Origin of the sequence: Azospirillum thermophilum (assembly GCF_003130795.1) — a bacterium.
In the GTDB taxonomy this organism is placed as follows: Bacteria; Pseudomonadota; Alphaproteobacteria; order Azospirillales; family Azospirillaceae; genus Azospirillum; species Azospirillum thermophilum.
This window is the reverse complement of sequence record NZ_CP029356.1, coordinates 541,399-562,119: the sequence shown is the minus strand read 5'-3', so window position 1 is coordinate 562,119 and position 20,721 is coordinate 541,399. Positions and strand designations below refer to the sequence as shown.

22 protein-coding genes are annotated in these 20,721 nt (G+C 69.7%); 11 read left to right on the top strand and 11 right to left on the bottom strand.

The features are described 5' to 3' along the window. Nucleotides 1-110: 110 nt before the first annotated feature. Nucleotides 111-557, bottom strand: a complete 447-nt coding sequence (gene rpoZ / locus DEW08_RS23675) for a DNA-directed RNA polymerase subunit omega (RefSeq protein ID WP_109331875.1) — start codon at nucleotides 555-557, stop codon at nucleotides 111-113. Between the two features lie 328 nt (nucleotides 558-885). On the opposite strand from rpoZ, the gene DEW08_RS23670 reads away from it, so the two are divergent. Further along, a complete protein-coding gene (locus tag DEW08_RS23670) occupies nucleotides 886-1,467 on the top strand; it encodes a LabA-like NYN domain-containing protein (protein WP_109331874.1) in 582 nt (193 codons plus the stop codon). A 79-nt stretch (nucleotides 1,468-1,546) separates the two neighbouring features. On the opposite strand, the gene DEW08_RS23665 is transcribed toward DEW08_RS23670, so the two are convergent. The 5 genes from DEW08_RS23665 to lptG all read right to left on the bottom strand — a co-directional run bounded on the left by DEW08_RS23665 (nucleotide 1,547) and on the right by lptG (nucleotide 6,232). Then, complete coding sequence (locus DEW08_RS23665; protein ID WP_168220492.1) at nucleotides 1,547-2,356, bottom strand: peptidoglycan-binding protein; 810 nt, start codon at nucleotides 2,354-2,356, stop codon at nucleotides 1,547-1,549. A 97-nt stretch (nucleotides 2,357-2,453) separates the two neighbouring features. Then, nucleotides 2,454-3,494, bottom strand: coding sequence for a 4-hydroxythreonine-4-phosphate dehydrogenase PdxA (pdxA, locus tag DEW08_RS23660; RefSeq protein WP_109331872.1), 1,041 nt, complete (start codon nucleotides 3,492-3,494; stop codon nucleotides 2,454-2,456). Then, on the bottom strand, nucleotides 3,494-3,988 hold the full coding sequence (locus DEW08_RS32855) for a peptidylprolyl isomerase (RefSeq protein WP_245986948.1): 495 nt from the start codon (nucleotides 3,986-3,988) through the stop codon (nucleotides 3,494-3,496). Before DEW08_RS32855 ends, pdxA begins: the two co-directional genes overlap by 1 nt. After that, a complete protein-coding gene (locus tag DEW08_RS23655) occupies nucleotides 3,985-4,974 on the bottom strand; it encodes a peptidylprolyl isomerase (RefSeq protein WP_245986947.1) in 990 nt (329 codons plus the stop codon). Before DEW08_RS23655 ends, DEW08_RS32855 begins: the two co-directional genes overlap by 4 nt. 163 nt (nucleotides 4,975-5,137) lie before the next feature. After that, nucleotides 5,138-6,232 (bottom strand): LPS export ABC transporter permease LptG, encoded by a 1,095-nt coding sequence (lptG, locus tag DEW08_RS23650; RefSeq protein ID WP_109331871.1) that lies wholly within the window; start codon nucleotides 6,230-6,232, stop codon nucleotides 5,138-5,140. A gap of 229 nt (nucleotides 6,233-6,461) precedes the next feature. Here lptG and DEW08_RS23645 point away from each other — a divergent pair, with 229 nt between their 5' ends. From DEW08_RS23645 to DEW08_RS23630, 4 genes are all read left to right on the top strand, one after another. Beyond that, nucleotides 6,462-7,019, top strand: coding sequence for a GNAT family N-acetyltransferase (locus DEW08_RS23645; RefSeq protein WP_109331870.1), 558 nt, complete (start codon nucleotides 6,462-6,464; stop codon nucleotides 7,017-7,019). A 35-nt stretch (nucleotides 7,020-7,054) separates the two neighbouring features. After that, a complete protein-coding gene (guaA, locus tag DEW08_RS23640) occupies nucleotides 7,055-8,620 on the top strand; it encodes a glutamine-hydrolyzing GMP synthase (protein ID WP_109331869.1) in 1,566 nt (521 codons plus the stop codon). 231 nt (nucleotides 8,621-8,851) lie between these two features. Next, entirely contained in the window at nucleotides 8,852-9,496 is a 645-nt protein-coding gene (locus tag DEW08_RS23635) for a DsbA family protein (RefSeq protein ID WP_109331863.1), read from the top strand. Nucleotides 9,497-9,629: 133 nt separating this feature from the next. After that, complete coding sequence (locus DEW08_RS23630; protein ID WP_109331862.1) at nucleotides 9,630-9,992, top strand: DUF1304 domain-containing protein; 363 nt, start codon at nucleotides 9,630-9,632, stop codon at nucleotides 9,990-9,992. A gap of 3 nt (nucleotides 9,993-9,995) precedes the next feature. Here the strand turns inward: DEW08_RS23630 and DEW08_RS23625 are convergent, their stop codons facing one another. Continuing rightward, nucleotides 9,996-10,907, bottom strand: coding sequence for an SDR family oxidoreductase (locus DEW08_RS23625; protein WP_109331861.1), 912 nt, complete (start codon nucleotides 10,905-10,907; stop codon nucleotides 9,996-9,998). A gap of 122 nt (nucleotides 10,908-11,029) precedes the next feature. On the opposite strand from DEW08_RS23625, the gene DEW08_RS23620 reads away from it, so the two are divergent. Continuing rightward, a complete protein-coding gene (locus DEW08_RS23620) occupies nucleotides 11,030-11,458 on the top strand; it encodes a winged helix-turn-helix transcriptional regulator (protein ID WP_109331860.1) in 429 nt (142 codons plus the stop codon). 104 nt (nucleotides 11,459-11,562) lie between these two features. Continuing rightward, on the top strand, nucleotides 11,563-12,330 hold the full coding sequence (locus DEW08_RS23615) for a class II glutamine amidotransferase (RefSeq protein WP_109331857.1): 768 nt from the start codon (nucleotides 11,563-11,565) through the stop codon (nucleotides 12,328-12,330). A 28-nt stretch (nucleotides 12,331-12,358) separates the two neighbouring features. Here the strand turns inward: DEW08_RS23615 and DEW08_RS23610 are convergent, their stop codons facing one another. The 4 genes from DEW08_RS23610 to DEW08_RS23595 form a co-directional block, all read right to left on the bottom strand. After that, nucleotides 12,359-13,570 (bottom strand): ATP-binding response regulator, encoded by a 1,212-nt coding sequence (locus tag DEW08_RS23610; protein WP_109331856.1) that lies wholly within the window; start codon nucleotides 13,568-13,570, stop codon nucleotides 12,359-12,361. Nucleotides 13,571-13,724: 154 nt separating this feature from the next. Further along, nucleotides 13,725-14,174 carry a DNA polymerase III subunit chi gene (locus tag DEW08_RS23605; RefSeq protein WP_109331853.1) on the bottom strand — a complete coding sequence of 150 codons (450 nt, stop codon included), beginning with the start codon at nucleotides 14,172-14,174 and terminating at the stop codon, nucleotides 13,725-13,727. 43 nt (nucleotides 14,175-14,217) lie between these two features. Next, nucleotides 14,218-15,720, bottom strand: coding sequence for a leucyl aminopeptidase (locus DEW08_RS23600; RefSeq protein WP_109331852.1), 1,503 nt, complete (start codon nucleotides 15,718-15,720; stop codon nucleotides 14,218-14,220). Nucleotides 15,721-15,891: 171 nt separating this feature from the next. Next, nucleotides 15,892-17,274 carry an RsmB/NOP family class I SAM-dependent RNA methyltransferase gene (locus DEW08_RS23595; protein ID WP_109331850.1) on the bottom strand — a complete coding sequence of 461 codons (1,383 nt, stop codon included), beginning with the start codon at nucleotides 17,272-17,274 and terminating at the stop codon, nucleotides 15,892-15,894. A 381-nt stretch (nucleotides 17,275-17,655) separates the two neighbouring features. Here DEW08_RS23595 and mltA point away from each other — a divergent pair, with 381 nt between their 5' ends. The 4 genes from mltA (at nucleotide 17,656) to DEW08_RS23575 (ending at nucleotide 20,670) form a co-directional block, all read left to right on the top strand. Then, the gene (gene mltA / locus DEW08_RS23590; protein ID WP_109331849.1) at nucleotides 17,656-18,810 is read left to right on the top strand and encodes a murein transglycosylase A; all 1,155 of its coding nucleotides are present in this window, start codon (nucleotides 17,656-17,658) and stop codon (nucleotides 18,808-18,810) included. Between the two features lies 1 nt (nucleotide 18,811). Further along, entirely contained in the window at nucleotides 18,812-19,336 is a 525-nt protein-coding gene (locus tag DEW08_RS23585) for a GNAT family N-acetyltransferase (RefSeq protein WP_109331848.1), read from the top strand. A gap of 259 nt (nucleotides 19,337-19,595) precedes the next feature. After that, on the top strand, nucleotides 19,596-20,135 hold the full coding sequence (locus DEW08_RS23580; RefSeq protein WP_245986946.1) for a TrmH family RNA methyltransferase: 540 nt from the start codon (nucleotides 19,596-19,598) through the stop codon (nucleotides 20,133-20,135). An 88-nt stretch (nucleotides 20,136-20,223) separates the two neighbouring features. After that, nucleotides 20,224-20,670, top strand: a complete 447-nt coding sequence (locus DEW08_RS23575) for a BLUF domain-containing protein (RefSeq protein ID WP_168220491.1) — start codon at nucleotides 20,224-20,226, stop codon at nucleotides 20,668-20,670. Nucleotides 20,671-20,721 lie beyond the last annotated feature (51 nt).

Sequence of the window (20,721 nt, the reverse complement as noted above, 5' to 3'; positions counted from 1 at the left end):
GTTGGTTCGCGTCTTCGTGGTCCGCGCTATCGTGCCCGACGCCGGTCCGGTCCGCATGCGGGGATCGGGCGGGGAACCCTGTGCCCCCCGCCTGCCGTCCAGGGGCAGCGTCAGAGGTCCCCGTCGGCATCGCGGCCGACGACGTCGTCCTCGGTCATGCCGAAGGCGGCACCCGGCTCGGCGTCCATGTCGCCGGCGATGTCGTCATCCTCGCCGAGTTCCTCGCCGTCGCTCATCGCGTCGTCGTCGCCGAGCGAGTTGTTGCCGCGGGCGGCCCAGTCGTTCTCGCCGGCCATCAGCTCGACGATCTCCTCCTCGGGCTCGTCGGGCTCGACATGCTTCTGGTGGCCCTTGATCAGAGCGTTCTTCAGGTATTCGAGCGACACGGTCTCGTCCGCGATCTCGCGCAGGGCGACGACCGGGTTTTTGTCATTGTCGCGTTCGATGGAAAGCGGGGCGCCGGACGCCACCTCGCGGGCGCGCTGGGCAGCCATCATGACCAGCTCGAACCGGTTCGGAACCTTCAGGACGCAATCTTCAACGGTAACGCGGGCCATGCGAAACGAACTCCGGATTCTGGGAGGCCATTGACTATATGGATAGCACCCCATGGGTGCAAGTGCGAACGACTGCATTGCAGGCAGGCGGCCCGATCAACCTTGACCGTGGCGGCACCACTCTTGCGACCCCGCCCGTCCTGCCGGTTACCGGCTTGTCCTCTTGCCGGAGAGTATCACAGGCACTAATTTCACTGACGGGCGGCCGGAATTAGCCGGACCGCCATGACATACTAGAAGCTCTTGTAGAAGGATTTAGACATTGGATCGCAATACGACTTTGCCGCGTGATGTGAGCAAATTGTTTTACAAGGAAGAGCGGCTGGCCATGTTCATCGACGGCGCCAATCTGTATGCCGCGGCGCGGGCGCTGGGCTTCGATATCGACTATAAGCGTCTGCGCGATGGTTTCGCCGCCGAAGGGCGTCTGGTGCGGTCCTTCTACTACACCGCGCTGGTCGAGGATCAGGAATATTCGCCGATCCGCCCGCTCGTGGATTGGCTCGATTATAACGGTTACACGATGGTGACCAAGCCGACCAAGGAGTTCACCGACGCGTCGGGTCGCCGCAAGATCAAGGGCAACATGGACATCGAGCTCGCCATCGACGTGATGGAGATGGCGGAGCATGTCGACCACATCCTGCTGTTCTCCGGCGACGGCGACTTCCGCCGCCTGGTGGAGGCAGTCCAGCGCAAGGGCGTGCGGGTCAGCGTGATCAGCACCGTCCGCTCGCAGCCGCCGATGGTGGCGGACGAGCTGCGCCGGCAGGCCGACAACTTCATCGAACTGCAGGACCTCGCCCCCAACATCGCCCGCGTCCATCACCATCGCGAGCCGATGAACGCCGGCCAGGACAACGTCCACCAGGGCGGCCCGACCCTCTACGACCCGGACGACCGCATGTAGGCGGCCGGGCCTCCCCGGGGACCGGAAGACGACGCCCCCGCCCGGCCAGCAGGCCAGGCGGGGGCGTCTCCTTTTCGGATCAGCCACCCGTCTTGGCGGCGGCCAGCCCGTCCTGCCACATCTGCGCTTCGGCGGCACGGCGGGCGCGCAGCCCGGCCGCGTTGGGCCAGAGCCGCTGCATCGACAGGAACTGCGCCGGCACCTTGTCCAGCTCGTTCTTCTGGATCAGGTCGTGGATGGCGCGCATCTCGGACCGCGGGCCGGTGGTGTCGCCCGGGTCGCCCAGGCCGGGGCCGCGGTTGTAGACCAGACTGACCAGGGCCGCGCGGCACAGCGGCGGCAGGGGCATCAGGTCGCCATAGGCGCCTTCCGTCGACCTCACCTCGGCAGGCAGGGTCAGCGCGGTGAAGACGTCCCAGGCGGCGAAGAACGGGATGCTGTACTGCGACAGGGACGCCGCAGCAGCAGCCGAGCCCTGCTTGCCGATCCAGGGGCGCAGGGCCGCCGCGGTGGCGGCGGGCAGGCGCGGCGCCCAGCAGCTCTCGAAATCGCCCTGGAAGCGCAGGTCGTAGCCGATGCCGATGGTGACGCCGCTCTCGCCGCCCGGCCAGGTCGGCTTGGCGCAGGCGTGGTCATAGTTGGTGCGGCTCGACACCTCCTGCCGGGCGATGAAGACCACCCCCTCGGTCGGCACGACCGGCGACGGATCGGGCTGCTTCTGCAGCCATGCCACCAGCGCGTCGTCCACACCGCCGGCCGGCAGCCCGGCCGCTTCCCGCGCGTCGCGGATGGCGAGTTCCGTCTCCGGCCCCGCCTTGCCGTCGACCTCCAGGATCCCGCCGACCTTGTTGAGGAGCTGCTGGAGCTCCACCATCGATACCGTCGTCATGCGCCACGCTCCGCTTCGCATGCGAACACGCCCGTTCGCGCGCCGACGATGCGCGAGCATCCTTACTCAATCGTGAAAAAGTGGAATTACTTCCATACTAATCGTCTCTTGATTGCAGACGATTGTATGCCATTCCGGCCGCGGCCTTCATCGCCGCGACCAGGCTGGTCTCGCCGGCTTTCCCGGTGCCGGCGATGTCGAGCGCGGTGCCGTGATCGGGAGAGGTGCGGACGAAGGGCAACCCCAGCGTGATGTTGACCCCGGTATCGAAGTCGATGGTCTTCAGCGGGATCAGCGCCTGATCGTGGTACATGCACAGCGCCGCGTCGAATCCGGCGCGGGCGCGGACATGGAACAGCGTGTCGGCCGGGCGCGGCCCGTCGACCGCCAGCCCCTCGGCCCGCAGGGCGGCCACCGCCGGAGCGATGACGTCGATCTCCTCGCGGCCCATCGCCCCGCCTTCGCCGGCATGCGGGTTCAGCGCGGCGACCGCCAGCCGGGGCCGCGCGATCCCGAAATCGCGGACGAGCGCCGCCGCCGTGACGCGCCCGGCATGGATGATGGCGGCGGTGGTCAGCTGCTCCGTCGCCGCGCGCAGCGAGACATGAATGGTCACCGGCACCACACGCAGGTCGGCCGACGCCAGCATCATCACCGGCTCATCCGCCAGCCCGGCGAGATGGGCAAGATACTCGGTATGGCCGGGATGACGGAATCCGGCGGCATAGAGCGAGGATTTCTGGATGGGGTTGGTCACCACCGCCGCGGCCTCGCCGCCGCGCACCAGGGCGACCGCCCGGTCGATGCTGGCGATGACCGCGGCACCGTTGGCCGGGTCCGGCCGGCCGGGGACCACCGGCGCGGCGAGGGGCTGCGGCAGGACCGGCAAGGCCTTGTCGAACAGCTGCGCCGCCTCCGCAGCGGAAGCGATCCGCCGCACCGGAACGTCGAGCCCGATCCGCGCGGCCAGGGCGGCGAGCCGGTCCGGATCGTCGATGACGAAGAAGGGAGGAAGTCCCGCCGCCGCCCTCGCGGCCCAGGCCTTCAACAGGATATCCCCGCCGATCCCCGCAGGTTCGCCCATCGTCACGACGAGCGGCGGCAGTCTTCCCGCATGCGGGGACGGCAGGGGCGCCATCAGCTCCGGATCTCGATGAAGGCGGAACGGCGCAGGTCGCGCAGGTAGCGGCGCGACAGCAGGTCGGCCCGCTCGTTGACCAGATCGCGCTCCACCTCCTCGCGCGTCGGCAGCTTGGCTTCCTTCGGCGGCGGCGGGGGCGGCGCCGGGGCGGCGACCGGCTCGGGCTTCGGCTGCGCCTCCGGCGGCGGCTGGATCATCGGCACGTCGCGCTTGCAGACGATCAGGATGATCGCGGCGGCCGGGCTCATCAGCACCGGGCTCGGCTGGCCGAGCGGGATGCCGACGGCGAGCTGCTGCAGGCCGGCCGGCAGATCCTTGACCCGCAGCGTGCCCATGTCGCCCGACTCCGGAACCCCGGTGGCCTTCGCCTTGGCCTCGAAGTCCTCGCAGCTCTTGATCGACTTGCGCAGCTTCTCCGCCTGATCCTTCAGCGCCTTGATCGCCTCCTTGGAGGGGTTGGGCTCGGCAGCCGGCAGGACGATCTGCTTCATGTTGACCTTCGCCTTGGCGAGGTCTGGCTTCGGCTGCGCCACCGGCCGCGGACGCGGCGGCGGGGCGGAGCGGCCATCTCCTCGCCGCCACCGCTGCCATAGGCGCGCTGGCCGCGGACCAGCAGGATGTGATAGCCGGTCGCCGTGCGGACCGGGGCCGAAAGCTGGCCCGGCCGCATGGTGGCGAGCGACCTGTCCAGCTCGTTCGACAGCTCGCCGGACCGCACCCAGCCGAGGTCGCCGCCCGACGCCGCACCGGCCGACTGCGAGAACTGGCGGGCGAGCGCCGCGAAGTTGCCGCCGCGGCGGATTTCCTCCACCAGCCGGTCGGCGGTGCGGCGCACGTCGTCATCCTGGTCGGGGGTGTCGACCGCCAGGAAGATCTCCGCCACCAGATACTCGGGCTTGCCGATGTTGGCCTTCGCCCGTTCCATCGCCGCGTCGATCTCGTCCTCGCCGATGGCGATCTCCTGGCGCATGCGGCGCTGCATCACGCGCTGCCAGGCCAGCAGGGCGCGCACCTGCTCCTGCAGGGTGGTGACCGGCACGCCCTGGGCCTTCAGCATGCCCTCGACCTGTTGGCGGCTCATCCGGTTCTGCTCGCCGATGCGCTTGATCGCCTCGTCGATGTCGGCCTGCGAGACGGTGACGCCGTTGCGCTTGGCCTCCTGGAGCTGCAGCCGCTCGTCGATGAGCTGGCGCAGGACCTGCGGGGCGAGGCGCTGGCGCGTCTCCGGATTCTCCGCGGCACCGTTGCTGACCAGCGCCAGCCGGATGCGGGCGTTGACGTCGGAGACGGAGATCACCTCGTCGTTCACCACGGCGGCGATCCCGGCCGCCGGCACGCCGCCCGGCGCTGCGCCGGACTGAGCCTTCGACGCCGCTCCGCCGGGGACCTTGGACGTCTGTGCCGCTGCCGGCAGGGCAAGGACGGCGCAGGCGGTCGCCACGGCAAAGGCGGACCGGACGGCTCGCAAACTCGACATGGTGCTCCAGCTCCCAGAAGAAATCGCCGTTACATAAGGCGGGGTCGGTGCCCGTGTAAACGGAATCCTATGTCACGCCCCCGCGGCCGAATTGTGGCGGCGATTGTCATCGCGGCCCTGCGGGGACAGCGCGGCACGCCGTTCCGTCCTTCCGGCCATCGTCTCAGCCGTCCTCCAGGTGCAGCAGGGCGGCGGTGCCCAGCAGCAGGCTGATGCCTGCCGGGCTCCAGGCCGCCATCAGGACCGGGATGGTCTCCGACATGCCGAAGGTGCGGATGACGTCGGTGGTGACGAACAGCACGAAACCGGTCAGCACGCCGCCGGTCACCATCGCCATCGTGCCGCCACGCCGGGGCAGGCGCAGCGAGAAGGCGGCGGCGAACAGCACCATGGCGACGAACAGCAGCGGCTGGGCCAGCAGCGACTGGTAGTGCAGCCGGTGGCGGATCGCCGGGAATCCGGTGGTCTCCAGCGTCTGGATGAAGCGCGGCAACTCCCAGAAGGAGATGGTCTCCGGCGGGGAGAAGCTCTCCTCGATCGTCGCCATGTCCAGCTCGGTCGGAATGGTGAAGGTCGGCAGCGCCTCGGGATCCTTGCCCGGCCGGTTCAGCACGGCGTTCTGCAGCACCCACTTCTTCTCGCTCAGCACGGCGCCCGGCGCGTCGACGCGGCCGAGGTAGCGCTGGTCGGGGTCGAACTCGAACACGATGACCTGCGCCAGCCGGAAGGTCAGCGGGTCCACCAGGTCGGCGTGGATGAAGAACTGCTGCTTCTCGTTGGTCTGGCGCAGCCACAGGCCCGACCGCGAGATCGCCATGGAACTGGACTTCAGCTTCAGATAACGGTCCTGAAGCTGGTCGTACTTGGCGATGAAGACCGCGCCCACAGGATTGATCAGCGTCACCTTCACCACGCCGATCAACGCCGCGGCGATCAGCACCGGCGTCAGGAACTGCCAGGCCGACACCCCGACCGCGCGCGCCACCACCAGCTCGGCGCTGCGGGTCAGCCGCCAGAAGGTGAACATGCCGGCGAACAGGATGACGAACGGGAACATCTGCTGCCCGATCTCCGGCAGCTTCAGGAAGGCCATCTCGACGATCAGGCCGAAGGTCACGTTCGGCTTCGTGCCGGCCCGCCGCAGCAGCTCCACCGTGTCGAGCACCAGCACGATCGACAGCAGGATCAGCAGCAGCAGGACGAACCAAGTGACGAACTGGCGGCCGATGTAGCGGGACAGCGTGGGGGATGAATACATGGCGTCGGCCTTGCGGCGGCCTTCCTTGCAACCGGTGACGGACTCCGGGCCAGCCCGGGCATGACGTGGCTGTGTACGCCCAATCGCGGCGGCGCACAACCCGGTGGGACTTTTTCCCCGGTCCGCCCGCGGCGATGCCGCCTTTGCGACTGGACTTCCCGTCCGCACCTCCCAAACTCTTCCCTATGGACGCCGTTGCGGCGCCAGCCATCCGGACGGGAGACGGTCGATGACGGACAGCAGCGTGACGATCCGCGATGCCCGCCCCGGCGATGCCCCGGCCATCGCCCGCGTCCATGTGCGGAGCTGGCGGACCACCTACCCAGGCCTGATCCCAGCCGCCTTCCTTGTCGGCCTGTCCGAGTCCGCCGCCGCCGCCCGCTGGGAGGCGATCGTCCGCAGCCGCGGTCCCGGCCGCGGCGCGCTGGTCGCCACCATGGGGGCGGAGGTGGTCGGCTTCGCCAGCTATGGCGCGCACCGCGTCCCGGTCGCCGATCTGGCCGGCGAATTCTATGCGCTCTACCTGCTGGACGAGGCGCAGGGCCGGGGGATCGGCCGGCGGCTGCTGGGGGCGATGGCCGAACGGCTGCTGGAGGCCGGAACACGGTCCGCAGCGGTCTGGTGCCTGCGCGACAACCCGGCCCGCTGGTTCTACGAACGGCTGGGCGGAACCCGGATGGCGGAGCGTCCGATCCGCTTCGCCGGGCGGCAGCTCATCGAGATCGGCTACGGCTGGCGCGACCTGGCTCCGCTTGCACGCTTGTCCGCGGGGCCGGAGGTGGGGTAGTCAAGGGCCTTGATCGTCCCGCAGCAGGGTCCGCCATGTCTTCCTCCGTTTCTTCCGCCGACCGCATCCTCATTCTCGACTTCGGGTCGCAGGTCACGCAGCTCATCGCCCGCCGCATCCGCGAGGCCGGCGTCTATTGCGAGATCCATCCCTTCAGCATGAGCGACGAGCGGATCCGCGATTACGCCCCCAAGGCCATCATCCTGTCGGGCAGCCCGGCCTCCGTCACGGAAGAGAACAGCCCGCGCGCGCCGGAATCGGTCTTCGGCATGGGCGTGCCGGTGCTCGGCATCTGCTACGGCCAGCAGACCATGTGCCAGCAGCTCGGCGGCGCCGTCTCCGGCTCCGACCACCGCGAATTCGGCCGCGCCTTCATCGAGGTGAAGGAGCCCTGCGCCCTGTTCGACGGGCTGTGGGACCTCGGCGCCCGCGAGCAGGTGTGGATGAGCCACGGCGACCGCGTCACCGCCCTGCCCGAGGGCTTCCGCGCGGTGGCGGTCAGCGAGGGCGCGCCCTTCGCCGTGATCGCCGACGATTCCCGCCAGTTCTACGGCGTGCAGTTCCATCCGGAGGTGGTGCACACCCCGCACGGCGCCCAGCTCCTCGCCAATTTCGTCCACCGCGTCGCCGGGCTGAAGGGCGACTGGACGATGGCGGCGTTCAAGCAGCAGGCGATCGAGAAGATCCGCGCCCAGGTCGGCACGGGCAAGGTGATCTGCGGCCTGTCCGGCGGCGTCGACAGCTCGGTCGCCGCCGTGCTGATCCATGAGGCGATCGGCGACCAGCTCACCTGCATCTTCGTCGACACCGGCCTGATGCGCGCCGGCGAGGCGGAGGAGGTGGTGACGCTGTTCCGCGACCACTACAACATCCCGCTGGTCCACCGGAACGCGTCGGAGCTGTTCCTCGGCAAGCTGGCCGGCGTCACCGATCCCGAGAAGAAGCGCAAGATCATCGGCGGCCTCTTCATCGACGTCTTCGACGAGGAGAGCGCCAAGGTCGGCGGCGCCCAGTTCCTCGCCCAGGGCACCCTCTACCCCGACGTGATCGAGAGCGTGTCCTTCACCGGCGGTCCCTCGGTCACCATCAAGTCGCACCACAATGTCGGCGGCCTGCCGGAGCGCATGAAGCTGAAGCTGGTGGAGCCGTTGCGCGAGCTGTTCAAGGACGAGGTGCGGGCGCTCGGCCGCGAGCTCGGCCTGCCGGAGAGCTTCATCCGCCGCCACCCCTTCCCCGGCCCCGGCCTCGCCATCCGCGTCCCCGGCGAGATCACGCCGGAGAAGCTGGACATCCTGCGCAAGGCCGACTCGATCTACTTGGAGGAGATCCGCGCGGCCGGCCTCTACGACGCGATCTGGCAGGCCTTCGCCGTCCTGCTGCCGGTGCGCACCGTCGGCGTGATGGGCGACGGCCGCACCTATGACCATGTCCTGGCACTGCGCGCGGTGACCTCCACCGACGGCATGACCGCGGACTGGTACCAGTTCCCCCACGACTTCCTCGCCCGCGTCTCCAACCGCATCGTCAACGAGGTGCGCGGTGTCAACCGCGTCGTCTACGACATCACCTCGAAGCCGCCGGGGACCATCGAGTGGGAGTAAGGGGCGAGTGGGAGTAAGGGGCGAGTGGGAGTAAGGGGCTGAGTGGGCGTAAGGCACGCGCAATAGCACAAGCATCAGGGGACGTGCCGGTCATGTCCCCTGATCTTGCGACCGGATGGTGCCCGGCCACCGGCCGGCGGTTCCCTCCGGGTAACCACCGCACCGGATTCTGCCTTCTTACGCCGGCGGCACAGGCGTCCTATCTTCGCCTCGTCTTGAGGAGATCATCGGATGGCCGACCGCCTGCGCCTGTTCTATCTTTTCGATCCGCTCTGCGGCTGGTGCTACGGCGCCTCCGCCATCGTCCGCCGTCTGGCCGCCCTGCCGGGCGTCGAACTGGTGCCATCCCCGACCGGCCTGTTTTCCGGCGACGGGGCGCGGCCGATGGACGAGGCATTCGCCGCCTATGCCTGGGCCAACGACCAGCGGATCGAGCGACTGACCGGCCAGCCCTTCACCGAGGACTACCGGCACCGGGTGCTGGGCGACCGCAGCCGGCCCTTCGACTCCGGCCCGGCGACCCTCACCCTCGCCGCCGTCGCGGTGACGGAACCCGGCCGTGAACTGGAGGCGCTCGCCGCCATCCAGGCCGTCCGCTATGTCGAGGGACGTGACATCACCGACGCCGCGGTCCTGTGCGACATGCTGCATGCCTGCGGACTGGTGGAGGCCGCAAGGCGGCTGGCCGCCCCGGATGCCCCCTTGCACGCCGCCGACGAGGCCCGTCGGACTGCCGCGTCCGGCCTCATGCACCGCTTCGGCCTGACCGGCGTCCCCGCACTCGTCGCCGGCGAGGGGGCGGGCGCCCGCCCGGTCGGTGCCAACCGGCTGTTCGGCGACTTCGACCTGCTCGTCCGCACCATCCGCCCGACCTGACCGGACAAATGATCGAGCGGCGCAGGCAGGGGCTTGCCGGCGACCTTCCCCATAGGTACGTTTGTTGACGCATACTGTATGATCAACGGACAACCGCCCGGCCAACGGACGGGGCCGCGACGGGGAGGACCTCATGCCGATCATCGCCGACGGGGCGGTCGCCCTGATCGCTCTGCTGCACTTGTATATTCTGGTCCTGGAGATGTTTCTCTGGACCAGCCCCGCGGGTCGGCGCGCCTTCGGGCTGACCCCGGACTTCGCGCGTCAGACGCGGGTCCTCGCGGCCAACCAGGGGCTGTACAACGGCTTCCTGGCCGCCGGCCTGCTCTGGGGCCTGTCGCTGGGCGCCGCGGGGACGCAGGTCAAGCTGTTCTTCCTGCTCTGCGTCCTCGCCGCCGGCCTCTTCGGAGCGGCGACGGCATCCCGGAAAATCCTGGTCATCCAGGCGTTCCCCGCTGCCGTCGCCCTCGCGCTCGTCGCTCTGTCGGGCGGCTGACCGTCACTTGGCGAGGCTGGCGATCTCGATCCTGTGCGCCTCCAGCCACGCCTCGAAGGGCTGCGGGTCGCGCCCGGTCAGCGCCTTGAAGTCACCCGTCACCTCGCCGAAGCCGCCCTTGGCGGTGTTCTCGTCGAAGGAGGCGAAGACGCGCGCCACCGGTTCCGGCAGGCCGGCGCCCAGCATGCCCTGAACCAGCCCCTCGACCGGCACCTGGATCACCTGGATCGGCCTTCCGGCGGTCTGGCCGATCAGGTCCGCCAGTTCCGCGGTGGTGTAGGCGCGGGCGCCGCTCAACGTCAGGACCGTCTTGCCCTCGGTCTTGCCGGCGAGCGCCGTCGCGGCGGCCAGCGCCAGATCGTCCCGCGCGATGTGGGCGAGCCCCCCGTTGCCGGTCGCGGCGTACCACTGCCCGGTGGCGAGGATCGACGGCAAGGCGTGGAAGATGTTCTCGAAGTACCAGTGGTTGCGCAGCACGGTCCAGCCCGGCAGACCGCTGGCAGCCAGCGCCGCCTCGGTCCCCGCATGGTCCGGCGCGAACAGCACGGCGGAGGTCTGCGGGCCGGGCATGGAGGTGTAGACGACATGGCCGACCCCGGCCTGCGCCGCGGCCTCCACCGCCGCCTTGTGCTGCGCCAGCCGATGGCCCGGCCGGTCGAGCACATCGGTGCTGATCAGCAACAGCCGGTCGACACCCCGGAAGGCCGCGGCGAGCGAGGCCCGGTCGTCGAAATCGGCGGCCCGCACCGTCACGCCGCGGGCCGCCAGGGAGGCCAGCCTGTCGGGGTTGCGCGTGGTGGCGACGATCCGCTCCGCCGGAACCTTCAGCGTCTCCAGCAGATGATGCAGCACCCGCTGGCCGAGATGGCCGGAGGCGCCGGTGACCAGCAGGGTCGGGAAGCTCGGGGTCGACATCGCTTGGGTTCCTTTTCGTGAAAGCAGGTCTCTGAATGAGAGTTGCTTTACGATAGAGATCGACAGCGCGCGGTAAAGAAGGCATGTTTTTGGGAGATGGTCACCTGAAGGGAACCGGCAGCATGGACGGCAGCGCAAGCGGAACGCCCTCCCCCGACCTGTCGCGGAAGATGCGGGAGTGGAAACAGCAGGATTGCGGGCTCGCCGCCTGCCCGGTGCGCGACGTGCTCGACCAGATCGGCGACAAGTGGAGCACTCTGCTGCTGATCACCCTGTCCGACCGGCCCCACCGCTTCGGCGAGCTGCGCCGCGCCGTGCCGGACATCTCGCAGCGGATGCTCACCCAGACGCTGCGCGACCTGCAGCGCAACGGCCTGATCAGCCGCCACGTCTTCCCCACCCAGCCGCCGAGCGTCGAGTACCGGCTGACCCCGCTGGGCGCGTCGCTGATGGGGCCGATCCGTCATCTCGTCCAGTGGGCCGACGAGAATCACGGCGCCATCCGGGCCTCCCGCGCCCTCTACGACGCGCAGCTTGCGGAGGAGGAGTGACGGCGACGGGCGGATCATGATGACGAATTCATGAAATTCCCCCTTCACCGCCGGACGTTGCGCCGCCACACTGGCAGCCTCCCTGCCCCATCGACCGACAGGCAATGTGTCGCTTCCTTGCGTATTGCGGTGAGCCCGTCTACCTCGAAACCCTGGTCTGCACGCCCTGCCATTCGCTGATCGAGCAGTCGATGCACGCGTCGGAGGCCAAGACCGAAACCAACGGCGACGGTTTCGGCGTCGGCTGGTACAGCGAGCGGACCGAGCCGGGGCGCTATTGCGAGATCCGCCCCGCCTGGTCGGACGAGAACCTGCTGTCGATCTGCAGCCATGTCCGCTCGCACCTGTTCTTCGCCCATGTGCGGGCGGCGACGGGCACGGCGGTCAGCCGGGCCAACTGCCATCCCTTCAAGGCCGGGCGCTTCCTCTTCATGCACAACGGCCAGGTCGGCGACTGGACGCGGCTGCGCCGCCGGATCGAGGCGATGATCCCCGACGAGCTCTATCCCGCCCGCACCGGCACCACCGACAGCGAGGCGATCTTCCTTGCCGCGCTGGGCCAGGGAATGGAGCAGGATTCGGTCCGCGCCTTCCGCAGCGTCCTGGCACAGATCGAACGGGAGATGGAGGCGACCGGCGCCACGGCGCCCCTGCGCTTCACCGCCACCTGGACCGACGGCGAACGGGTGTGGGCGGTGCGCTGGGCGTCGGACGGCAAGCCGCCCAGCCTCTACTGGCGCCTCGGCGACAGCGGGCTGATCGTGGTGTCGGAGCCGGTGGACGCCCAGCGCGACGCCTGGACGCCGATCCCCACCGGCGGCGGCCTCGTCGCCCGCCTCGGCTCCCGGCCGGAGACCTTCACCTTCCACTGACGCCAGTTCCCGCCGGCCGGCGGCGGCCTCAAACCAGCCGGGCCACCGGAAGCAGGATGGTCACGGTGGTGCCGCGGCCGGGTTCGCTGTCCAGAACAACGCTGCCGCCATGCAGTTCGGCAAAGCGGCGCACGATCGGCAGGCCGAGCCCGATGCCCTCGTGGTGGCGCACCAGCGTGCGCTCCGCCATGTTGAAGGGATTGAAGATCCGCTCCATCTGCGCCGGCGGGATGCCCGGGCCGTTGTCGCTGACCACCACCGCTATGCCGTCCGGCCGTCGTTCGACCCGGGCGGCGACCCGCCCGCCGGAGGGGGTGAACTTCACCGCGTTGTCCAGCACGTTCAGGATCATCTCGCGCAGGCGCCTGTGGTCCGCCCGGATGCGGAACGGCTCGCTCTCGGCGATCTCCACGGCCAGCCGCTTCGCCCGCACCTTGTGGGACAGCATGTCGGCGGAGGTCTGCAGCAGGTGCGGCAGGTTCACCTCCGACTCCACCAGCTCGATCGCGCCGGAGGAACCGCGGGTGTAGTCCAGGATGTTGTTGACCATGGCGAGCAGCGCCTTGCCGCTCTCCTCGATCAGCTTGACGTATTCCATGTAGTCGGGATGGCCGAGCCTGCCCAGCGACTCCGAGGCCAGCACGTCGGCGAAGCCGATGATGGAGTTCAGCGGCGTGCGCAGCTCGTGGCTCATCACCGCCAGGAAGTCCAGCTTCGCCCGGTCGGCCTGCTGGGCCGAGGCCAGCGCCTGCGTCAGCTCCACCGTGCGCTCCTGCACCCGGCGCTCCAGGTCGCGGTTCTGCTCGGCCGTCCGGCGGTGGAGCATGCGGATCTCCACCATGTTGCGCACGCGGTGCAGCAGCTCCCACGCCACGAAGGGCTTGGTCAGGAAATCGACCGCTCCCGATTCCAGCGAGCGCCGCCGCGTCTCCTGGTCGGTCTGCGCCGTCAGCACCAGGACCGGCACGTGATCGCCGCCGAAGACCGGCTTCAGCCGCTCCATCAGCTCGAACCCGCTCATGTGCGGCATGCGGATGTCGATCAACAGGAGGTCGAACGGCTCGGCCCGGCACAGGTCGGGGACCAGCCGCGGATCGGTCTCCCCCCGGACCCGTTCGTAACCGTCATGGGTCAGGATCTCCCGCAGCAGTTCGACGTTGGAGGCGTTGTCGTCCACGATCAGGATGGCGGCCTCCCGAACCTGACGGGCGAGCTCGGGGTCCATATGGCTCCGGATCATGGGCGGGCAGCCTCCGCGTCGGTCGAACGGCCGGTCGGCCCGGTTCGGCGTCGGGCGGCAGGCGAAGGCCGCCGCGCCGAATGCTTATGGTCCGAAGGGTTGCCGGAAGCGGTCGGAAAAGCAATAAATATATTGGTTTTGCCGAAATCCGGCATCAGGCTTTCTTCTCCCAGCCGCCACGGTCCGTCTGCTGCCAGTAGGTCAGGGCGTGGCCGGCGGCCTTGAAGGCCTTCCAGCGGTCGCGGGCGGCCAGTACCGCCTCCTCGTCGTTGCCATCGAAGATGTCGCAGACGAGGTCGTAGGTGGCGGCCCGCTCGCTCATCACCCCATCCACCTGGACCAGCACGCCGGCACCGTTCGGGTTCTCGTCCTCCGCGGTCAGCCAGATCGGCTGCTTGTCCGCGAAGCCGTCCCGTGCGGCGCCGTGCGGCAGGAAGGAGGCGGGGTCGTAGGTCCACAGATGCTGGTTCAGCGCGTCCACCCGCTCCGGCGAGGCGGCGAGCACGACCGCCCGCCAGCCGCGCTCGACCACCTTCTCCAGGATCTTCGGCAACGCCTGTTCGAGCGTGCGCCGCTGGAGGTGATAGAAGCGGACTTCCGTCATGGCCGGGCGGCCGGCTGGCGGCGGGAGGACGGCTGGCGCTGCATCAGCCCTCGTGGAATTCGGCCACGAAGCGGTCGAGCAGCCGGACGCCGAAGGCGGTGCCGCCCTTCGGCACGGTCGCCGTGTCCTTCTTCGACCAGGCCACGCCGGCGATGTCGATGTGCGCCCACGGCACGTCGTTGACGAAGCGCTTCAGGAACTGTGCGCCGATGATGCTGCCGGCCCCGCGGCCCGACCCGACATTCTTCATGTCGGCCGCGTCGGAGTTGATCTCCTTGTCGTAGGCGTCGCCCATCGGCAGGCGCCACAGCGGCTCGCCCACCTTCAGGCCGGCGGCCGTCAGGTTGTTCGCCAGCTCGTCGTTGTTGGAGAACAGGCCGGCATGCTCGCCGCCGAGCGCGATGATGATGGCACCGGTCAAGGTGGCGAGGTCGATCATCAGACGCGGGTTGCAGGCGTCCTGCGCGTACCACAGGCAGTCGGCCAGCACCAGCCGCCCCTCGGCGTCGGTGTTGATGACCTCGATGGTCTGGCCGGAGGCCGAGGTGACGATGTCGCCCGGCCGCTGCGCGGTGCCCGACGGCATGTTCTCCACCAGCCCGACGATGCCGACCGCGTTGACCTTGGCCTTGCGGGCGGCCAGCGCCTGCAGGGTGCCGATCACCACGGCGGAGCCGCCCATATCCCACTTCATGTCTTCCATGCCGGCGGCCGGCTTGATCGAGATGCCGCCGGAGTCGAAGGTCACGCCCTTGCCGATGAAGGCGACCGGGCGCTTGTCCTCGGCCTCCGGGTTGCCGGTGTAGCGCATGACGACGACACGCGGCTCGTTGGCGCTGCCCTGGGCGACACCCAGCAGCGCGCCCATGCCGAGCTTGCGCAGGCGCTTGGGATCCAGGATCTCGACCTCGACGCCGACCTCCTCCAGGGCGCGGCAGCGGTCGGCCAGCGTCGCCGGGTTCAGGACGTTCGGCGGCTCGGACACCAGGTCGCGGGTCAGGAAGACGGCGTCGGCGACGCGGTCCAGGGTGCCGAAGACCTTCTTGGCGACGTCGGCCTCGTCGGTCAGCAGCGTCACCTTGCGCAGCGACGGCTTCTGGTCCTTCTTGGCCTTGTCGGTGGTGCGGTACTTGTCGAACTTGTAGGAGCGCAGCTTCGCGCCGAAGGCCACCTCGGCCGCGGCGGCGGCACCGGTCAGCGCGGCGCCGTCCGGCAGGTCGACCAGGATGGACGCCTCCTCGGCAGCCTTGTCGAGCGCCGCAAGCGCGGTGCCGCCGGCCGCCTGCAGGGCGAGCGCGTCGATCTCCTCCGGCTTGCCGAGGCCGACCAGCACCACGCGCTCCAGCTCGACGCCTGACGGGGCCAGCAGGGTCAGCGTCTCTTCCTTCTTGCCGGTGAAGCGGCCGGCGGCCATGGCGCGGCTCAGCGCGCCGCCCGTCTTCTGGTCGAGATCCTGGCCGACGGCGCCCAGGCTGCGCTCTGCGGCGACGGTAACCGCTACGCTGCCGGACTTGGGCAGCGTCGGCTTGGCGAAGGAGAACTTCATCTGGTCCTCTCGGATGGTCTTTGCGACGGCGTTCTTGATGGGCGGCGCGCCGGGGCACGCCGGAAATCGGAAGGGCGGAAGCCTAGCGCAGGGAACCGGCGCTTTCCACCCCGCCTGCCGGTTCCGGCCGCCGATTCCGCCCGTTGCATGCTGTGCGGCGAGCGCGGCCGGTCAGCCGGCCGCCAACTCCGCGGCGTCATCCTCCGCCCCGTCTCCGGCGGCCCCGCTCTCCGCCGCCGTCACAGGCTCGTCGGCTTTTCGCTCGAGCACGGCGGCGAAGAAGCCGTCTGTATCGTGGCGCGCGGGGGTCAGGCGCAGATAGGGGCCTTCGGCCGGAACGCTGTCCGCCCCTTCCTCCGCCCACACCTCGGCGACCGGCTTGACGGTGAATTCCGGGTGCGACTCCAGGAAGGCGGCGATCTGCCCCTCATTCTCCTCCGGCAGCATCGAGCAGGTGGCGTAGATCAGCCGCCCGCCGGGCTTCACCAGACGCGAGGCGCTCTCCAGGATGCTCGCCTGCAGCGGCACGAGCTGGTCGAGGCCGGGGCCGAGCGCCCGCCAGCGGCTGTCCGGGTTGCGCCGCCAGGTGCCGGTGCCCGAGCAGGGGGCATCGACCAGCACCCGGTCGAACTTGCGCTTGTGCCGCTTCACCCAGGGGTCGCGTTCGCTGGTCAGCGGATGCGGCTCAATGTTGTGGAGCCCGGCGCGGCGGAACCGCTCGGCCGCGCGCTTCAGCCGGCCGGCCAGCACGTCGCAGGCGACCACCCGGCCCTTGTTGTTCATCAGCGCCGCAATGGCCAGCGTCTTGCCGCCGGCCCCGGCGCAGAAATCCACCACCTGCTGGCCCGGCTTCGGCGCCACGGCGAAGGCGACGAGCTGCGAGCCTTCGTCCTGGATCTCGACCAGCCCTTCCTTGAAGGCGTCGACGGTGGCGAGCGGCGGACGGCCCTGGACGCGCAGGCCGAGCGGCGACCAGCGGGTCGGCTGCGCCTGGATGCGGGCGCGCGACAGCGCCTTGATGGCGCTCTCGCGGTTGGCCTTCACCGGGTTGACCCGCAGGTCGAGCGGCGCGGAGTCGAGCAGCGCCTCCATCTCGCGGGCGAACTGGGCGCCCAGCGCCGCGCGCATCGGCCCCTCCGCCCAGGACGGGCATTCGACGCGCACCGCCTCGGGCATCGACGGGTGCTCCAGCGTATGGGTGTCGAGCGCGCGGCCGAGCGCCAGCTCCTCCGGCGACAGGCGGGCGGGACCGAACTTCGACCCGTCGAACAGCTCCAGCACCGTGGCGAGCGGCTTGCCCTCGGCCAGGATTTCGTTGGCGAGGACGCGGGCGCGCGGCGTCGCGGTGCGTCCCTCCCGCTCCAGCCACCAGGTGAGGCGGGCGTGCCGACGCAGGATCGCGTAGGCCGTCTGCGCGACCGCGGTGCGGTCCTTGGAGCCGATGTAGCGGCGGGCGCGGAAATAGGCGCTCATCACCGCGTCGGCAGGGCGCGGGGTCTCGTCGATCTCGGTCAGCAGGTCGATGACCGCCTGAAGGCGGGCGGCGGGAGTCATGGTCGGAACCTCGGGGGAAACTGGGGCGGGCGGTGACCGGCGAACAGCGAACGGCGGCCGCAGCCCGAAGGGTCTGAATACCCGGTTTCCCGGCCCATTGCCACCCTGCACGGACTCCTGCCGGGACCGTCGTCATGGATCAAGGACTTGCCGCCCGCTCCTCACACAGAGCTTCACAAGCGCACGCCGCGTGCCGCGACTTGCCCCGCCAGGTCGCACTGTGACATCACCGCTTGAGTTACTCCTAAATCGCAAACACTTATTGACGCACCGCCGCCGCCCCGGCAAAAAGAAGCCAAGGGTCATGACTTCGCCGTGACAGTTGCGGCAGGTCGAGCGCCCCTCCTGATCAATCCTGCATTCACCGGCACGGGGTTCGCGATGGCGGCTGCGGTCGAGGGTGGCTTCGCGCGTGCGCTGGCACGGGCGGCCGGAGCCTGTACGCTTCTTCTTCTGGCCGCCTGCGCCGGCTCTCCATCCATCCAGACGTCCCAGGGCGTCCACCGGCCACGCGTCAGCCTGGATCAGGTGGCGCCGGAGTACCGGACGCTTGCCGGCTGGATCGACGACGACCATGCCCAGGCCGTTCCGGCGATCCAGCGCACCTGCGGCTGGGTGAAGAACCAGCCCCCGGGCAAGGCGCTCGGCCCGCTGCGCTCCGCCGGCACCACCGACGACTGGCGCCCGATCTGCGCCGCCGCCGCCGGGCTTCCCGCCGGCGATCCGGAGGCCGCCCGCCAGTTCTTCGAGCGGTTCTTCACCCCCGTGTCGCTGTCGCCGGGAGAGGAAGGCCTCTTCACCGGCTACTATGAGATCGAGCTGCAGGGAAGCTGGACGCGCACCGACCGCTACACCATCCCGCTCTACCGCCCGCCGGTCCGCGGCAAGCACGGGCTTCCCAGCCGGGCGCGGATCACCGACGGCGCGCTGGCCGGCCGCGGTCTGGAGATCCTGTGGGTGGATGATCCGATCGACGCCTTCTTCCTGGAAATTCAGGGCTCCGGCCGGGTGCGCATGACCGACGGCTCGGTGGTCGGCCTCAGCTATGCCGGACAGAATGGTCACAGCTACTACCCCATCGGCCGCTACATCATCGACCGGGGCGATGCCACGCCGGACCAGATGTCGCTGCAGCTGATCCGCCGCTGGCTGAAGGACCACCCGGACGAGGCCAGGCGCGTGATGAACCTCAATCCCTCCTATGTCTTCTTCAAGCTGCGCAACGAGGGCGGCCCGCGCGGCGCCCGCAACATGGAGCTGACGCCCGGCCGCAGCCTCGCGGTGGATGCCGAGCATGTCCCGCTCGGCGTGCCGCTTTGGCTGGAGGTGCGCAACGCCCCGGTGCCGGCCGGCGAGATCAAGCGGCTGGTCGTCGCCCAGGACACCGGCGGCGCCATCAAGGGCCCCGTGCGCGGCGACCTGTTCTGGGGCCATGGCAACGAAGCGGAGGAAGGGGCCGGCGTGATGAAGGCCCGCGGCCGCTACACCATGCTGGCGCCCCGCGCGGTGTCCATCGAAACGGCGGCCCGCAGATAGCGTGATCCGCCTCGCCCGCCTGACCGACCTGCCCGACCGCGCCGCCGCCCTGGCGGCGCTGGAGGAGATCTTCTTCCTCTCCACCACCCGGACCGACTTCGCCTCGGCCGGGGACCGTGCCGCCTTCCTGCGCACCTGGACCGGCTGGTACACCCAAGAGGCGCCGCAGGACATCCTGTTCGCGCTGGCGGAGGATGGCGTGGTCGTCGGCTACCTGACAGGATGCCGCGACAGCGCCGGCGCGGCGGAACTCGCTCGCACCATCCCGAAATACGAGGTCTTCGCCGACCTCTTCGCCGCCTACCCCGCCCATTTCCACGTCAATGTCCGGCCGGGCTGGCGCGACCGCGGCATCGGCCGGCTGCTGGTCGACGGGTTCGCCGACGACTGCCGCGCCGCCGGCATCCCCGGCGTCCACCTCGTCACCGCGGTCTTCGCCCGCAATGTCGAGTTCTACCGGCGCGCCGGCTTCACCGACGCCCACCAGCGCGGACCGCTGCTGTTTCTCGGCCGCCGCCTGTGCTAGCGAAAGGGCGATCCCAGCTTCGGACGCTTCCCATCATGACCCGGCCCCTCCACCGCATCGAAAGCCCGCAGAACCCGCAGTTCAAGCTGTGGGAGTCGGCCCTGGACAGCCGCGGTCTGAAGAAGACCGGCAAGTTCCTGCTGGCCGGGCTGAAGACAGTGCCGGAGGCGCTGGCCCGCCATCCCGGCGGTTCGAGCGCATCCTGGTCACCGACCCGGCGCAGATCGAGGGCTGGTCCCTGCCCCCGGCGGTGGAGCCGGTGCTGCTGTCGCCCGCCCTGTTCCGCGCGCTCGACGTCTCCGGCACCAACCACCCGCTCCTGGTCGGCAGCGTGCCGGCGATCCCGGCCATCGACCTGACGCAGCCGCCCCAGGGTCTGGAGCTTCTCTGCGCGCTCGGCGACCCCAGCAACCTCGGCGCCCTGCTGCGCAGCGCCGCCGCCTTCGGACCGGCTCGCGTCGTGCTGCTGGAGGGCGCTGCCCACCCCTTCCACCCCAAATGCCTGCGCGCCGCCTCCAACGCCCAGTTCGAGCTGACCCTGCTGCGCGGCCCGCGCTGGGCCGAGGTCAACCATGCCGCCGGCCCGCTGGTGGCGCTGGATGCGGGCGGCGAGGATCTGACGCGCTACGACTGGCCGGCCGACCTCCGCCTGATCCTCGGCGAGGAGGGCCAGGGCGTTCCGGCCGACTGCCCGGCCCGCCGCCTGTCGATCCCCACCACCGGCGCCGTCGAATCGCTGAACGCCACCGTCGCGGCGAGCATCGCCCTGTTCGCCCGTCATACCCGCCGAACGGCCTAAGCATTGAAGCGCGGCGGAATTCCCTTACCTTTTGTGATACATAGTATTCGTGCGGCCCCCTTCGCAGTCGGCGGGAGACGACGGCATCGTGTTGAGCATCGCCTACATCAGCATCGCCAGCAAAGACCTCTCGGCGGAGGAGCTGAGCGCGCTGGTCGACCAATCCGCCGCCAGTAACGCGCGCGACGGCATTACTGGTATGCTTGTATACCATGCCGGCCAGTTCATGCAGGTTATCGAGGGACCGGAGGAGGCGATCAAGGCCCTGATGCTGCGCATCCGCCGCGACCCACGCCACCACGACGTCTACGAACTCTTCCGCCGCCCGGTCACGGAGCGGGAGTTCCCCACCTGGACGATGACGCTCTGCAACAGCGAGGCGCTGACGGTGAAGGACCGCTCCGTCCTCAGCGACTACCTGCATCAGGTGCGCGCCGGCACCGGCGTCGGCGCCGACCGGGAGGACGCCGCGCGCTTCGGCACCGCCCTCCTGGAGCAGTTCTGCAAGGCCATGCTGCGCCACAGGCCCTGCTGATCGGGCTTCCGGCCGGGGGGCGGGCTGCGCTAAGCCTGTGGCTCCCGTCCT

What these genes read in the sequence shown, in the direction of transcription:
- DEW08_RS23630 (WP_109331862.1), top strand. Translation starts at nt 9,630, where the DNA reads ATGCCGATCATCGCCGACGGGGCGGTCGCCCTGATCGCTCTGCTGCAC.
- DEW08_RS23670 (WP_109331874.1), top strand. Translation starts at nt 886, where the DNA reads ATGTTCATCGACGGCGCCAATCTGTATGCCGCGGCGCGGGCGCTGGGC.
- DEW08_RS23615 (WP_109331857.1), top strand. Translation starts at nt 11,563, where the DNA reads ATGTGTCGCTTCCTTGCGTATTGCGGTGAGCCCGTCTACCTCGAAACC.
- DEW08_RS23620 (WP_109331860.1), top strand. Translation starts at nt 11,030, where the DNA reads ATGGACGGCAGCGCAAGCGGAACGCCCTCCCCCGACCTGTCGCGGAAG.
- DEW08_RS32855 (WP_245986948.1), bottom strand. Translation starts at nt 3,988, where the DNA reads ATGAAGCAGATCGTCCTGCCGGCTGCCGAGCCCAACCCCTCCAAGGAG.
- lptG (WP_109331871.1), bottom strand. Translation starts at nt 6,232, where the DNA reads ATGTATTCATCCCCCACGCTGTCCCGCTACATCGGCCGCCAGTTCGTC.
- DEW08_RS23610 (WP_109331856.1), bottom strand. Translation starts at nt 13,570, where the DNA reads ATGATCCGGAGCCATATGGACCCCGAGCTCGCCCGTCAGGTTCGGGAG.
- DEW08_RS23665 (WP_168220492.1), bottom strand. Translation starts at nt 2,356, where the DNA reads ATGACGACGGTATCGATGGTGGAGCTCCAGCAGCTCCTCAACAAGGTC.
- DEW08_RS23595 (WP_109331850.1), bottom strand. Translation starts at nt 17,274, where the DNA reads ATGACTCCCGCCGCCCGCCTTCAGGCGGTCATCGACCTGCTGACCGAG.
- DEW08_RS23625 (WP_109331861.1), bottom strand. Translation starts at nt 10,907, where the DNA reads ATGTCGACCCCGAGCTTCCCGACCCTGCTGGTCACCGGCGCCTCCGGC.
- DEW08_RS23605 (WP_109331853.1), bottom strand. Translation starts at nt 14,174, where the DNA reads ATGACGGAAGTCCGCTTCTATCACCTCCAGCGGCGCACGCTCGAACAG.
- pdxA (WP_109331872.1), bottom strand. Translation starts at nt 3,494, where the DNA reads ATGGCGCCCCTGCCGTCCCCGCATGCGGGAAGACTGCCGCCGCTCGTC.
- guaA (WP_109331869.1), top strand. Translation starts at nt 7,055, where the DNA reads ATGTCTTCCTCCGTTTCTTCCGCCGACCGCATCCTCATTCTCGACTTC.
- rpoZ (WP_109331875.1), bottom strand. Translation starts at nt 557, where the DNA reads ATGGCCCGCGTTACCGTTGAAGATTGCGTCCTGAAGGTTCCGAACCGG.
- DEW08_RS23600 (WP_109331852.1), bottom strand. Translation starts at nt 15,720, where the DNA reads ATGAAGTTCTCCTTCGCCAAGCCGACGCTGCCCAAGTCCGGCAGCGTA.
- DEW08_RS23635 (WP_109331863.1), top strand. Translation starts at nt 8,852, where the DNA reads ATGGCCGACCGCCTGCGCCTGTTCTATCTTTTCGATCCGCTCTGCGGC.
- mltA (WP_109331849.1), top strand. Translation starts at nt 17,656, where the DNA reads ATGGCGGCTGCGGTCGAGGGTGGCTTCGCGCGTGCGCTGGCACGGGCG.
- DEW08_RS23645 (WP_109331870.1), top strand. Translation starts at nt 6,462, where the DNA reads ATGACGGACAGCAGCGTGACGATCCGCGATGCCCGCCCCGGCGATGCC.
- DEW08_RS23655 (WP_245986947.1), bottom strand. Translation starts at nt 4,974, where the DNA reads ATGTCGAGTTTGCGAGCCGTCCGGTCCGCCTTTGCCGTGGCGACCGCC.